The sequence below is a fragment of the Streptomyces sp. NBC_01176 genome (assembly GCF_045039825.1).
Lineage (GTDB): Bacteria > Actinomycetota > Actinomycetes > Streptomycetales > Streptomycetaceae > Streptomyces.
This window is the reverse complement of sequence record NZ_CP108600.1, coordinates 5,383,710-5,395,956: the sequence shown is the minus strand read 5'-3', so window position 1 is coordinate 5,395,956 and position 12,247 is coordinate 5,383,710. Positions and strand designations below refer to the sequence as shown.

Here is a 12,247-nt window from a genome sequence, read left to right as displayed (position 1 = left end):
AGCGCGATGTCCGGAATGTGACGATCTGGTGTTGCGGCCCTAGAGCGTGTTACGAATCCCGTCGTCCGCCCGGAGGCGTGCCAGGCGTCGCGAGGCAGGCGGGACTTTCACCACCCGCCCTAAGACGACGTTTCCTTTGGCGGGGGATGTCGTTGTGTTGGTATGACGAGTCTTGCTGAGCATCTGGTCTCGGACGAGTTGTGGGAGTTGTTTCGGCGGGTGGTGCCGGAGACGGTGGTGGTGCGTCCGCAGGGCGGAGGCCGTCGGCGGGCCGGGGACCGCGAGTGCCTGACCGCGATCGTGTTCGTGGCCACGTCTGGGTGCTCCTGGCGGCAGTTGCCGCCGGTGTTCGGTCCGGCCTGGCCCACCGTCTACCGACGGTTTGCGCGGTGGAGTCAGCAGCGTGTCTGGGCCCGACTGCACCGCGTCATCCTTGACGAACTCGGTGCTCAGGGGGGATTGGACTGGTCACGATTCGCTGTTGACTCCGTCAGTGTCCGCGCCCTCAAAGGGGGCAGTTGACCGGACCGAATCCGACCGACCGCGGCAAGTTGGGATCGAAAATCCACCTCGTCGTCGATCGTGCCGGCCTGCCCGTCTCTGTCGCTGTCTCTGCCGCCAACACCCACGACAGCGTGGCCCTGCAATCCCTGGTCATGGGGATCCCGCCCGTCCGCAGCCCCCGCGGACCGCGGCGTCGCCGACCGGCAAAGCTCCACGGCGACAAGGGCTACGACTATCCCTACCTGCGGCGATGGCTCCGCGAGCGGAACATCGTTCCTCGCATCGCCCGCCGCGGCGTCGAGAACTCACAACGACTGGGCCAACACCGCTGGGTGGTCGAGCGCACCATGTCCTGGCTCGGCGGATGCCGCCGCCTCCACCGACGCTACGAACGCAAGGCCGAACACTTCCTAGCCTTCACCGCCATCGCCACCAGCCTCATCAACCACCGCCGACTCACCAAGTGAAACGACGTCTAAGGGCTGTCCCGTAATCCCCGGCGGGCGCACGACGACAGCTACGGCACCTCGCCGCGTTGTCGGATCGCCCGAATACACCCGGTATGAGGACGACCCTCCGCCTTGCGATGCACCGCATCTGACGCCGCGCGCTGATCCACCGGGGATTACGGGACAGCCCTTAGCCCCAGTCGCGCCCGGAACGCCCGCGCTTGGTGTCCGAGCGCTGCTTCTTCTCGCGCAGCCGTCGCTCGTTGATGCCCCTGGGGATACGGGTCGCCCGGCGCGGCTTGGGCGGCACCGTCGCCTCGGCGAGCAGGGAGGCGAGCCGTACGGCCGCGGTCTCCCGGTTGCGCCACTGCGAACGGTGCTCCGAGGAGCGCACGCTGATCACGCCGTCGACCAGCCGGCCGGCGAGCTTCGCGAGCGCCCGCTCCTTCCAGACCGGCGGGAGCGCCTCGGTCTTCGCGAGGTCGAACCGCAGCTCCACCTGCGAGTCGGTGGTGTTGACGTGCTGTCCGCCCGGCCCGCTGGACCGCGAGAAACGCCACATGAGCTCGGCCTCGGGGAGGGAGACGGAGCCGCGGATGACATAAGGACCGGACATGGGGTTCATGGTCTCCCGGATGTCCGGTCCACGTCACCCGTTTTTCGCGCGGGAGTCCGCCCGGCGCAAAGGTAAAGAAAGTAAAGACAGCCGGAACCTTCGGCACCCCTCTTGGCGTTCTTAGGGGTAGCTGTAGCTTCGTGGCCGTAAGAAGCCCGACGTACGGGCACACCGCACGTACGCAACGAGGGAAGGGACTCCCAACAATGGCTGTAAGCCTGTCCAAGGGTGGCAACGTCTCGCTCACCAAGGAGGCTCCGGGCCTGACCGCCGTCACCGTGGGCCTCGGCTGGGACGTCCGCAGCACCACGGGCACCGACTTCGACCTCGACGCCTCGGCCATCGCGGTCAACCAGCAGGGCAAGGTCTACTCGGACGCCCACTTCGTCTTCTTCAACAACAAGCAGACCCCGGACCAGACCATCGTCCACACCGGTGACAACCGCACCGGCGAGGGCGCGGGCGACGACGAGGCGATCAACGTCAACCTGGCGGGCCTCCCGGCCGACGTCGACAAGATCGTCTTCCCGGTCTCCATCTACGACGCGGAGACCCGCTCGCAGAACTTCGGCCAGGTCCGCAACGCCTACATCCGCATCGTCAACCAGGCCGGCGGCACGGAGATCGCCCGCTACGACCTCTCCGAGGACGCGGCGACGGAGACGGCGATGGTCTTCGGCGAGCTCTACCGCAACGGCGCGGAGTGGAAGTTCCGCGCGGTCGGCCAGGGCTACGCCTCGGGTCTGGCGGGCATCGCCCAGGACTTCGGCGTCAGCGTCTGATCCGTACGCGCGAGTCGACAGAGCCCCTGACCCGGGAACCCGGGCCAGGGGCTCATCGCGTGGACCCGGGGCCGCCCCTGGCGGGGGTCTGGGGGCGGAGCCATCCACGACGTCCCCTGATCAGGCTTCGACTCGGCCCGGCTCCAGCTCCGGCTCCGGCCCCGCCCACTAACCTGCACCGCGTGATCCTCGAATCCCTGCCCCTCACCCCCGACCACGACATCCCGGGCCCGCTCCTGACCGAACTCACCGCCCTGCACGTCTCCAACCGCGACTTCAACGCCCTGAGCGGCGACTTCCCCGACCCGGACGACATCCGCCCGGAGCAGGTCGCGGAGGCGCTCGCCGAGGAGGCGGCCCACCCGGGCGTGGAGTTGCTGCTCGCCCGTGGCGCCGGGCGGCTCGCCGGGTTCGCCATCACGCTGGCGCACCATCCCGACCCGGCGGATCCGGACCCGTGGATCGGCCTGCTCCTCGTGGACGCCCGCGAGCACGGCAAGGGATACGGCAGGGCACTGGCGGCCGGTGTCGAGGAGCGGTTCCGGGCCGCCGGCCGCACCGGCGTGCGCCTTGCCGTCCTCGACAACAACCCCAAGGGCCTCGCCTTCTGGACCGCCCTCGGGTACGAGGTGATCGACCACCGCGAGGACCGGCGGCTGGGCCGTCCGTGCGCGGTCCTGCGCAAGGCGCTCGACTCCCCCGGCCCCGACCGGGCCGACGCTCCCTGAGGGCTGTCCCGTGATCGCGACGGGGCGAGCGTCGCCTGCTGCGGAACTGGTCCTTCAGGCGCCCGGGAGGAAGAGGCAGAACGGGTGGCCGTGAGGGTCGCGGAGGACTCGTACCTCCTTCTGGGGCTGGTGTTCCTCCAGCGTCGCGCCGAGGGCGCGGGCCCGCTCGGTCTCCGCCTCCAGATCGTCGACCTGGAGGTCCAGGTGGGCCTGCATCTGCTGCCGGCCGGGGCGTTGTGGCCACACGGGGGGCGTGTGGTCGGTCTCCAGCTGGAAGCTGAGGCCGGGGCGTTCCTGTCCGGGAGCCCGCAGGCGGACCCAGTCCGGCTCGCGGTCGACCTCCTCCCAGCCCAGCAGGGCCCGGTAGAAGTCGGCCAGCGCCGGCGGATCGGGAGTACCGAGGACAAAGGCACCGAGCGTCGTCGTCATGCCTCCCACCCTGCCCCCGGCGCGCGCCCCCACGCTTCCGCCCGCGCCCGGCGAGCCCCACGCCGGTCGAGGGCCGGATCGGTCTAGGGCCGGGCGGGTCTGCCCTCGCCGTACAGCCAGTCCTTCCAGATGCCGCCGAAGTCCTTGCCCGGCGCCTTCCTCTCGACGTACGCGGTGAAGTCGGCGGTCGTCGCGTTGCCGTGGCGGTGGGTGGCGGCCCAGCCCTGGATGATGTCGTAGAAGGTGTCGTCGCCGACGGTCCTGCGGATCTTGTGGAGGACCATGGCGCCGCGGTCGTAGACGGGACTGTCGGCGATGTGGGCCGCGCCGGAGGGCTTGGCGGGCGGGAAGTCCCAGATCGCCTCGTTGTCGGCGGCGTCGTCGTAGTAGTCGCCCCGGTAGAGGGCGTTGAAGATCTCGTCGGCCGTGTCGCCGTCGTGGTCCTCCTGCCAGAGCCACTCCGCGTACGTGGCGAAGCCCTCGTTGAGCCACATGTCCTGCCAGGACGCGGGGGTGACGGAGTCTCCGTACCATTCGTGGGCCAGCTCGTGGACCAGCGTCTCGATGTCGGGGGCGCCGGGGAAGACGGGGCGGTTCTGGGTTTCGAGCGCGTAGTCGGCGACACCGGCGCGCTCGACGATCGCGCCGGTCGAGGAGAACGGGTACGGGCCGAAGTTGTACGCCTCCCAGTCCATGATCTCCGGAATGCGGGCCAGCACCTTCGCGCTGGCGGCGGTCTGTGTCGGGTCGACGGCGACGTACACGGGCAGACCGCTCTTCGTCGCACTGCGGGTGATGTCGTACGCCCCGACGGCGAGCGTCGCGACATAGCTCGCCATCGGTTCGGCCGTGTGCCAGGCGAAGGTCCTCCGTCCGTCGGCGCCCGTCGTCTCGCTCCTCAACTCCCCGTTGGAGACCGCGCTCAGGCCCTTGGGGACGGTGATCGTGATGTCGTACGACGCCTTGTCGGAGGGGTGGTGGTTGCCGGGGAACCAGGTCATCGAGCCGACGGGTTCGCCGAGGGCGAGCGCGCCGCGGGCCGTGGGCAGCCAGCCCTCCTGCGAGCCGTCCGGGTCCGTGAGCGTTTCCGGGGTGCCCGCGTAGCGGACCGTGGTACGGAACGTCTCGCCCTTGCCGAGGCGCGTGGGCGGGCGCACCGTCAGTTCCTGGCCCGCCCGGCTCCAGCGGGCGTCCCGGCCGCCGACGGAGACACCGGCGACGTCCAGGCCCTTCAGGTCGAGGTCGAAGGCGTCGAGGCTCCGGGTCGCCCGCGCGGTGATCCGGGCGGTGCCCCGCAGCCGCTTGCTCCCGGGGTCGTAGGAGAGGTTCAGGGCGTAGTGCGTGACGTCGTAGCCGCCGTTGCCCATCTTCGGGAAGTAGGGGTCGTGCAGGACCGGGGCCCCCGCCGGGCCGTCCCCGCCGCCGCACGCGGTGAGCGCGCAGGTGAGGGTGAGAGCCAGGGCACAGGGGACGATCGCGGAAGATCGGGGCACGTCCGCGATCCTACGAGGCCATGACACCATCACGTACGTGCTCGACATCGGCTACGCCCTCTCCAACCGGTTCCCGGACCCCCCGCAGACCGACTACCGCCGCGCGGACGTCCACGCCCTGCGGCACGACCTGTTCTGCGGCGACGTGTACCTCGCCGACACCAAGGCGGACCGGGAAGTGTCGACGGCCTGGGGATGGGTGCCGGTGCTCGACTTCGCGTGGGCGCTGTGCGACATCGTGGAGCAGCTGGACCGGGATCCGCGGGGCAGCCGGGCCTCCCGTCCCCAGCACGCGGAGCTCGACTTCACCGAGTCGACGGACCGCATGCTCTTCGAGCGCCGCTTCGGCTGGGTCGACATCGAGGCCGACTGGATGCACCGCGACGAGGAGCCGCTGACCTTCTCGCACTCCGCGCTGCGCCGGGAGGCCCGCGACTTCCTGCACGACCTGATCGCGGACCTCACCGACCTGCACGACGACCTCGCCGAGAACCCGGCCCTGTGGACCCTCCAGGCCCGCTTCCCCCGCGTGACCTGATCCCCCCGCGGGCCTGCCCCGTCTCCGCGTGGACGCCCCCATATCCCACCCCCGCGGACCTCGTCTCCCCCTCAGCTCGCCCTCAGCCTCAACTCGCCTTCACCCTCAGCCCGCCTTCACCCTCAGCCCGCCTTCAGCCTCAACTCGCCTTCACCCTCAGCCCTCACGCGTCGCCGTGCACCCGCACGCCCAGCGCCGCCGCCAGCACCGGTGCCAGGTCGAACAGCTGGGCCGGGCTGATCACCGCGCCCGCCAGGCGGTCCACCCCCCGCGCGATGTCCAGCTCCGCGGCACGGCGCAGATCCACGTCGACCAGGGTCGCCGCGGTGAGGTCGGCGCCCTTGACGACACAGTCCACGAATTCCACGCGCTCCAGCCGGGCGGCTCCGAAGTCCGGCTCCACCAGCACACAGCCCTCGAAGACGACGTCCTTGAGGCGCGCCTTGCGCAGATTCAGGTAGTCGATCTTGCCGCCGCGGATCAGTACGCGCTCCAGCACGGAACCGTGCAACTGCACTCCGCCCAGGCGGGCGTCCACCAGCTCGACGTCGCGCAACGTCGACTCGGCCAGATCGGTGCCCACGCCCCGCAGGCCCGTCAGGACCGAGTCCAGCACACGCGCGTGGTGCAGCCGCGTCTCGTCCAGCGCGCACCCCGTCAGAGCGCAGTCCATGAAGCGCGCGCCCCCGCCGTCCTGCCCGGCGAAGTCCGTCTCCCTGAACTCCAGCCCGTCGTAGTCCCCGTCCGGCTCCAGAGCGGAACCCTCGTGGGGCTCCAGCGACGGCAGCCGCACCTCCGGCCGCCGCGCCCCCTTCACCGGCCCGCTCGCCCTGCCCGTCGCGCCCGCCGCTTTCCGCACCATGCCCCCATCCTGCACTCCCCCACTGACAACGCCTCCGACCTGCGGTCCTGCCCTCCGATGTCACATTCCGGCCCCGCGAACAGTCGTACCCGACAAGACGACCCCGACCGCAGGGAGAGGCCCACCATGCACCACCTGACCGTCATCGGCGGCGGCCTCGCCGGACTCACCGCCGCGATCACCGCCGCCGAGGCAGGCGCCAGGGTCACGCTGTACGAGGCCCACCACACGCTCGGCGGCCGGGCCCGCACCGCGGACGGCCCGTACCGGACGGACAACGGGCCGCACACCCTGCACGCCGGCGGCCCGCACTGGACCTGGCTCAAACAGCGCGGCCTCACCGGACCCCTCGCCCCCGTACCGGCCCGGGAGACCGCGCGGCTGCGCCTGCACCACCGGGGTGTCCTGCGCCGCACCCCGCCCCTCGCCCTGGTCAGACTGCTGCGCCGGGACGCCCGGCAGGCGCCCGTGGACGCCGACTTCCTGAGCTGGGCGAGCGCGCGGACGGGCGAGGAGGGCGCCCGCGCCGCCGCGCACTACTCGGCCGTCACCCTCTTCCACCACGATCCGGGGGCGCTTTCCGCGGCCTTCGTGCAGGAACGGCTGCGCAGGGCCGCCCGGCTGCCCGCGGAGGCCCGCCACCCGCGCGGCGGCTGGGCGAACCTCGTCGACCGCATGGCCGCCCGCGCCTGGAACCTGGGCGTCCGGGTGGAGACCCTCGCCCGCGTCGACGCGCTCCCCGACCGTCACGGACCGGTCGTCGTCGCCACCTCCCTCGACTCCGCCCGCCGCCTCCTGCGGGACGACTCCCTCAGCTGGACCGGCGGCCGCACCGCCCTCGTGGACCTGGCCCTGCGCACCCGGCGCGGCGACCCCTACGCCCTCTCCGACCTGGACGCGCCGGGCCGGCTGGACCGTCCCACGGCGCGGGACCGCACCCTCGCCCCGGCCGGGGAGCAACTCGTCCAGGGGCAGATCCCGATCGCTCCCCACGAGTCCCGCGGCGACGGCGCCGCCCGCGCCGAACACCTCCTCGACCTCGCCTTCGAGGGCTGGCGCGAGCGCGTGACCTGGCGGCGGGACGCCGTGTCGCTGGGGCGCACGGGAGCGGTCGACCCGCCGGGCACCACCTGGCGCGACCGCCCGGCCCTCGACCGCGGTGACGGCGTCTACCTCGCGGGGGACCAGGTGGCCGCGCCCGGCATGCTCTCGGAGGTCTCCTTCAACAGCGCCCTCGAAGCCGTCGCCCTGGCCTTCGGGATCCGGGAACGTCTTGACCTCAAGCACGCTTGAGGTCAAAGGCTGGGGCCCGTCACCGCCCGCCCCACCCGAGGAGCGCTCCCGATGCACGCCGTCCGCCTGCACACCTTCGGCCCGGCCGAGAACCTCACCTACGAGAGGACCGAGGACCCCGAGCCGGGACCGGGCCAGGTCCGGGTCGCCGTGGCCGCGGCCGGTGTCCACCTCCTGGACGCCGCCCTGCGCGAAGGCGCCCGGGGCCCCGCGCCCGCCCCCGTCACACTCCCCACCATTCCCGGCCGCGAGGTCGCCGGCACGGTCGAGTCGCTCGGCGACGGCGTCCCCGGCCACGTGCTCGGCAGACGCGTCGTCGCCCACCTCGGCTTCGCGCCCGGCGGGTACGCCGAACTGGCCGTGACCGATGCCGGCCGCCTGCACGAGATACCGGAGAACCTCGGCTTCGCCCAGGCCGTCGCCATGATCGGTACGGGCCGCACGGCGATGGGGATCGTGCAGTTCGCCGAGTGGGGCCCCGGCACCGTGGCCGTGATCCCCGCGGCCGCGGGCGGCATCGGCACCCTTCTCGTGCAGTACGCCCGCAACGCGGGCGCCACCGTGATCGGCGTCGCGGGCGGTCCGGAGAAGGTGGCCCTGGTCCGGGGGAACGGCGCCGACCTGGCCGTCGACCACCAGGACAGCACCTGGCCGGCGCGGGTGCGCGAGTACCTCGGCCGCCGCACGGCGTCCCTCGTCCTCGACGGTGTCGGCGGCGCCACCGCCCGCGCCGCCGTGGACCTGCTCGGCCCCGGCGGCCGCCACCTCGTGTTCGGCTGGTCCGCCGAGGGCATCCGGGACGGCGGGCCGCTGATCGTGCCGGGTGTCACCGAGCAGGTGCTCGGCCCCGCGATGATGCGCAGGGCGGGCGGCCCCGACCCCCTGCGCACCCTGGAACTGCGGGCCCTCGGCGAAGCGGCCGCCGGCCGCCTCACCCCGGCCCTGACCCGCTTCCCGCTCGCCTCGGCGGCCGCCGCCCACCGTGCTCTGGAGACCCGCGCCACCATCGGCAAGGTGGTCCTGGAACCGTGAGCGGGAAGGCCTCACCGACGTGAGCGGAAGGCCTGACCGAAAGGTGCGCCGACCACCGATCCATGGTCTTCTGGGCAGGTGAGTGTCACCCGAACAGGTGAACCCGCAGGCGCCGATCCCCATCGTTGGTGGGGTCTGGTGATCATCGCTCTCGCCCAGCTGATGGTCGTCCTGGACGCGACCATCGTGAACATCGCGCTTCCTTCCGCACAGCGTGACCTGGGCATGTCCGACGGCAACCGTCAGTGGGTCATCACCGCGTACACCCTGGCCTTCGGAGGCCTGCTCCTGCTCGGCGGCCGGATCGCCGACCTGGTCGGTCGCAAACGCACCTTCGTCATCGGGCTCATCGGTTTCGCGGCCGCCTCCGCGCTGGGCGGGGGCGCCACCACCGCCAGCATGCTGTACGGCGCCCGCGCCCTGCAGGGCGCCTTCGCCGCGCTCCTCGCCCCGTCCGCGCTCAGCCTGCTGACGACCACCTTCACCGACCCGAGGGAACGCGGAAAGGCCTTCGGCATCTACGGCGCCCTGGCCGGCAGCGGCTCGGCGATCGGACTGCTCGCGGGCGGGCTGCTGACCGAGTACCTGAACTGGCGCTGGTGCCTGTACGTCAACATCCCCATCGCCGTCGTCGCGGTCGTCGGCGCGTCCGCCCTGCTGCGCGACCGACCCGGCTACCGGGGCGCCCGCCTCGACGTACCGGGCGCGGTACTCGGCTGCGGCGGCCTCGTCGCCATCGTCTACGGCTTCAGCGAGGCGGAGCCGCGCGGCTGGACGGACCCGGTGGTCCTCGCGCTGCTCGCGGCCGGCCTCGCCTTGATCACGGCCTTCGTGTGGTGGCAGAGGCGGGCCCCGAGCCCCCTGCTGCCCCTGCACATCGTCGGGGACCGCAACCGCGCCGGCTGTTTCCTGACCATGGCGCTCGCCGTCATCGGCATGTTCGGGATGTTCCTGTTCCTGACCTACTACCTGCAGGTCGTCCTCGGCTACTCGCCGGTGCGGACGGGACTGGCCTTCCTGCCCCTGACGGTCGCCATCGTCGTCGCCTCGACACAGATCTCCGCGCGGCTGCTGCAACACGTGGCACCGCGCGTGCTGATGGTCCCCGGCACGCTCCTCGCCGCGTCCGGGATGCTGGTCTTCACCCGGCTGAGCGTGCGCCCCGACTACGCGGGCCTGATACTGCCCGGCATGCTCCTGATGGGGCTCGGCATGGGCCTGATCTTCATGCCGATCTTCGCCACCGCCACCGCCGGGGTCGCCGCGCAGGACTCGGGCGTCACCTCCGCGACCGTCAACACCTCACAGCAGGTCGGCGGTTCGATCGGCACGGCCCTGCTGAACACCGTCGCCACCACCAGCGGCGCCACCTACATCGCCGCACACCTCACCGACCCGGCGCGCAGGGCGCTGGTCGTCCGTGAGGGCGTCGTGCACGGCTACACGGTCGCCATCTGGTGGGCCTGCGGCATCATGCTCCTGGCCGGTCTGATCGCCGGCCTGCTCGTGACCGCGAAGGCCCCCAAGCACACGCTCGGGGCGGCTCCCGTCCCCGAGTCAGTCCCGTGAACCCAGCTCCCGCAGCGCCCCGTCGGTCAGCCGGTACACCGTCCACTCGTCCTGCGGCCGCGCGCCGAGCGCCTCGTAGAACTCGATGGACGGCCGGTTCCAGTCCAGCACCGACCACTCCAGCCGCTCGTACCCGCGCGTCACGCAGATCCGCGCCAGTTCGGTGAGCAGCGCCTTGCCGTGCCCGCCGCCACGCGCCTGCGGACGCACGTACAGGTCCTCCAGGTAGATGCCGTGCACCCCGCGCCAGGTCGAGAAGTTCAGGAACCACAGCGCGAACCCGACCACCTCCCCGGCCTCCTCCGCGAGGTGCGCGAACGCCGCCGGGTGCTCGCCGAACAGCGCCTCGCTCAGCTGCGACGGGGTCGCCCGCGCCTCGTCCGGCACCTTCTCGTACTCGGCCAGTTCACGGACCATCGCGTGGATCACGGGGACGTCGGCGGGGGTGGCGGTGCGAATCATGGGCGCAGTGTCACACACCCGCCGTGCGGCCGGCCGGGCGCGGTCCCGCCCCGTCAGTGGCGCCCGGTCAGTGCCGCCCGGCCACCCGGTCCGCCATTCGCGCCAGCCGGGACGACTCCGCGCTGCGCGTGGTCAGTTCGCGGCGGTCCGCGGTGCGGTAGGTCGCGTACATGCCGTGCACGCCGATCCAGCGGAAGGGCTCCGGCTCCCACTTGCGGACCTTGTGGCCGACCCAGGGCAGGCCGGTCAGCCCGGTCGGGCCCGCCTCACCCGAGTCCAGCCGGACGAGGTCGCGCAGGGTGCGGGCGGCGAGGTTGGTGGTGGCGACACCGGAGCCGACGTAACCACCGGCCCAGCCGAGGCCGGTCGCGCGGTCCAGGGTGACCGTGGCGCACCAGTCGCGCGGCACACCGAGCACGCCCGACCAGGCGTGCTCCACCCGGACTCCGGCCAGGGACGGGAAGAAGCGGACCAGGATCCCGTACAGGGCCTCGACGGTCGCCTGCTGCGTGCCGCCGTCGTGGTCGGTGCGCGAACCGAAGCGGTACGGGACACCCCGGCCGCCGAGCGCGATGCGGTCGTCGGCGGTGCGCTGCGCGTACATGTACGCGTGCGCCATGTCGCCCAGCGTCTCGCGGCCCTCCCAGCCGATCCGCGCCCACTGCTCGGGCGTCAGCCGCTGCGTCGCGATCATCGACGAGTTCATGGGCAGCCAGGTGCGCCGCTGGCCCTTCAGGGAGGCGGTGAAACCCTCCGTGCAGCGCAGCACGTAGGGGGCGCGGACCGTTCCGTACGGCGTCACCGCGTGCCGCGGACGGATCTCCGTCACCGGCGTCCGCTCGTGGATCGTCACCCCGAGCGCCTCGGCGGCCGCCGCCAGGCCCTTGACCAGCTTCACCGGGTGCAGACGCGCCCCGTGCGGCGTCCAGGCCGAGCCCACCGCGTCCGCGACCCGGACCCGCTCGGCGGTCTCGCGCGCGCCGTACAGCTCGCGGTCCCGCTCCCCGTACGACAGCTCGTGCTCGTGGAAGGACTTCAGCCGGGCCAGCTGCGCGGGTGTGTACGCCACCTCCAGGACTCCGCCGCGGTGGACGTCCGCCTCGATGCCCTCCTCGGCGGCGACCCGGACGACCTCGTCGACCGTGTCGTTCATCGCCCTCTGCAGACGGACCGCCGCCTCGTGGCCGTGCAGCCTCGCGTACCGGTCGCGGCCCGCGACGCCGTTGTAGAGCCAGCCGCCGTTGCGCCCCGACGCGCCGTACCCGCAGAACCTCTGCTCCAGGACGGTGACGCGCAGCGAGGGCGCCGCCTTCTTCAGGTAGTACGCGGTCCACAGACCCGTGTAGCCGCCCCCGACGATCACGACATCGGCGGTCGCGTCGCCCGGCAGGGGCTCGCGCGGGACGGGGAGGCCGTCGTCCGCGTACCAGAAGGAGATGCCGCCGTTGACCGTGCCGCTTCCCGTGCCGCTGCTGCTCATGGCCGGGACG

The 12,247-nt window shown here is 72.3% G+C and carries 13 protein-coding genes; 7 read left to right on the top strand and 6 right to left on the bottom strand.

Annotation, left to right across the window (positions count from 1 at the left end; genetic code table 11):
* Window positions 1-162: 162 nt before the first annotated feature.
* Window positions 163-971 (top strand): IS5 family transposase gene (locus OG199_RS23320; protein ID WP_405831090.1). Its coding sequence is split into 2 segments (ribosomal slippage): window positions 163-510 and window positions 513-971, totalling 807 coding nucleotides; the frame shifts between segments, so codons are not numbered across the junction.
* Between the two features lie 172 nt (window positions 972-1,143).
* Here the strand turns inward: OG199_RS23320 and arfB are convergent.
* Complete coding sequence (gene arfB / locus OG199_RS23315) at window positions 1,144-1,578, bottom strand: alternative ribosome rescue aminoacyl-tRNA hydrolase ArfB (protein ID WP_266699963.1); 435 nt, start codon at window positions 1,576-1,578, stop codon at window positions 1,144-1,146.
* 197 nt (window positions 1,579-1,775) lie between these two features.
* Here arfB and OG199_RS23310 point away from each other — a divergent pair, with 197 nt between their 5' ends.
* Together OG199_RS23310 and OG199_RS23305 are read left to right on the top strand one after the other, a co-directional pair.
* Entirely contained in the window at window positions 1,776-2,351 is a 576-nt protein-coding gene (locus tag OG199_RS23310; protein WP_148009033.1) for a TerD family protein, read from the top strand.
* Between the two features lie 182 nt (window positions 2,352-2,533).
* Window positions 2,534-3,079, top strand: coding sequence for a GNAT family N-acetyltransferase (locus tag OG199_RS23305; RefSeq protein ID WP_356805371.1), 546 nt, complete (start codon window positions 2,534-2,536; stop codon window positions 3,077-3,079).
* A 54-nt stretch (window positions 3,080-3,133) separates the two neighbouring features.
* On the opposite strand, the gene OG199_RS23300 is transcribed toward OG199_RS23305, so the two are convergent.
* Both OG199_RS23300 and OG199_RS23295 read right to left on the bottom strand, forming a co-directional pair.
* On the bottom strand, window positions 3,134-3,508 hold the full coding sequence (locus OG199_RS23300) for a VOC family protein (protein WP_405831087.1): 375 nt from the start codon (window positions 3,506-3,508) through the stop codon (window positions 3,134-3,136).
* A gap of 83 nt (window positions 3,509-3,591) precedes the next feature.
* Window positions 3,592-5,001, bottom strand: a complete 1,410-nt coding sequence (locus tag OG199_RS23295; RefSeq protein ID WP_405831085.1) for a M1 family metallopeptidase — start codon at window positions 4,999-5,001, stop codon at window positions 3,592-3,594.
* 37 nt (window positions 5,002-5,038) lie between these two features.
* Here OG199_RS23295 and OG199_RS23290 point away from each other — a divergent pair, with 37 nt between their 5' ends.
* Window positions 5,039-5,539 (top strand): hypothetical protein, encoded by a 501-nt coding sequence (locus OG199_RS23290; RefSeq protein ID WP_356805365.1) that lies wholly within the window; start codon window positions 5,039-5,041, stop codon window positions 5,537-5,539.
* Window positions 5,540-5,702: 163 nt separating this feature from the next.
* Here OG199_RS23290 and OG199_RS23285 read toward each other — a convergent pair whose 3' ends face one another.
* On the bottom strand, window positions 5,703-6,401 hold the full coding sequence (locus OG199_RS23285) for a pentapeptide repeat-containing protein (protein ID WP_401800296.1): 699 nt from the start codon (window positions 6,399-6,401) through the stop codon (window positions 5,703-5,705).
* Window positions 6,402-6,527: 126 nt separating this feature from the next.
* Between OG199_RS23285 and OG199_RS23280 the strand changes: the two genes are divergently transcribed.
* The 3 genes from OG199_RS23280 to OG199_RS23270 all read left to right on the top strand — a co-directional run bounded on the left by OG199_RS23280 (window position 6,528) and on the right by OG199_RS23270 (window position 10,295).
* A complete protein-coding gene (locus OG199_RS23280) occupies window positions 6,528-7,694 on the top strand; it encodes an NAD(P)-binding protein (protein ID WP_405831083.1) in 1,167 nt (388 codons plus the stop codon).
* 51 nt (window positions 7,695-7,745) lie between these two features.
* Window positions 7,746-8,726, top strand: coding sequence for a zinc-binding dehydrogenase (locus OG199_RS23275; RefSeq protein WP_405831081.1), 981 nt, complete (start codon window positions 7,746-7,748; stop codon window positions 8,724-8,726).
* A gap of 78 nt (window positions 8,727-8,804) precedes the next feature.
* Window positions 8,805-10,295, top strand: coding sequence for an MFS transporter (locus tag OG199_RS23270; protein WP_401800291.1), 1,491 nt, complete (start codon window positions 8,805-8,807; stop codon window positions 10,293-10,295).
* Here OG199_RS23270 and OG199_RS23265 read toward each other — a convergent pair.
* Both OG199_RS23265 and OG199_RS23260 read right to left on the bottom strand, forming a co-directional pair.
* Window positions 10,284-10,757, bottom strand: coding sequence for a GNAT family N-acetyltransferase (locus OG199_RS23265; protein WP_356804298.1), 474 nt, complete (start codon window positions 10,755-10,757; stop codon window positions 10,284-10,286). The two genes, OG199_RS23270 and OG199_RS23265, sit on opposite strands and share 12 nt — an antisense overlap.
* Window positions 10,758-10,824: 67 nt before the next feature.
* Complete coding sequence (locus OG199_RS23260) at window positions 10,825-12,237, bottom strand: FAD-dependent oxidoreductase (protein WP_356804300.1); 1,413 nt, start codon at window positions 12,235-12,237, stop codon at window positions 10,825-10,827.
* Between the last annotated feature and the right edge of the window lie 10 nt (window positions 12,238-12,247).

Excerpts from the sequence above, each read along its gene's own strand:
- arfB (WP_266699963.1), bottom strand. The coding sequence starts at position 1,578 with ATGAACCCCATGTCCGGTCCTTATGTCATCCGCGGCTCCGTCTCCCTC.
- OG199_RS23310 (WP_148009033.1), top strand. The coding sequence starts at position 1,776 with ATGGCTGTAAGCCTGTCCAAGGGTGGCAACGTCTCGCTCACCAAGGAG.
- OG199_RS23300 (WP_405831087.1), bottom strand. The coding sequence starts at position 3,508 with ATGACGACGACGCTCGGTGCCTTTGTCCTCGGTACTCCCGATCCGCCG.
- OG199_RS23285 (WP_401800296.1), bottom strand. The coding sequence starts at position 6,401 with ATGGTGCGGAAAGCGGCGGGCGCGACGGGCAGGGCGAGCGGGCCGGTG.
- OG199_RS23280 (WP_405831083.1), top strand. The coding sequence starts at position 6,528 with ATGCACCACCTGACCGTCATCGGCGGCGGCCTCGCCGGACTCACCGCC.
- OG199_RS23275 (WP_405831081.1), top strand. The coding sequence starts at position 7,746 with ATGCACGCCGTCCGCCTGCACACCTTCGGCCCGGCCGAGAACCTCACC.
- OG199_RS23265 (WP_356804298.1), bottom strand. The coding sequence starts at position 10,757 with ATGATTCGCACCGCCACCCCCGCCGACGTCCCCGTGATCCACGCGATG.
- OG199_RS23260 (WP_356804300.1), bottom strand. The coding sequence starts at position 12,237 with ATGAGCAGCAGCGGCACGGGAAGCGGCACGGTCAACGGCGGCATCTCC.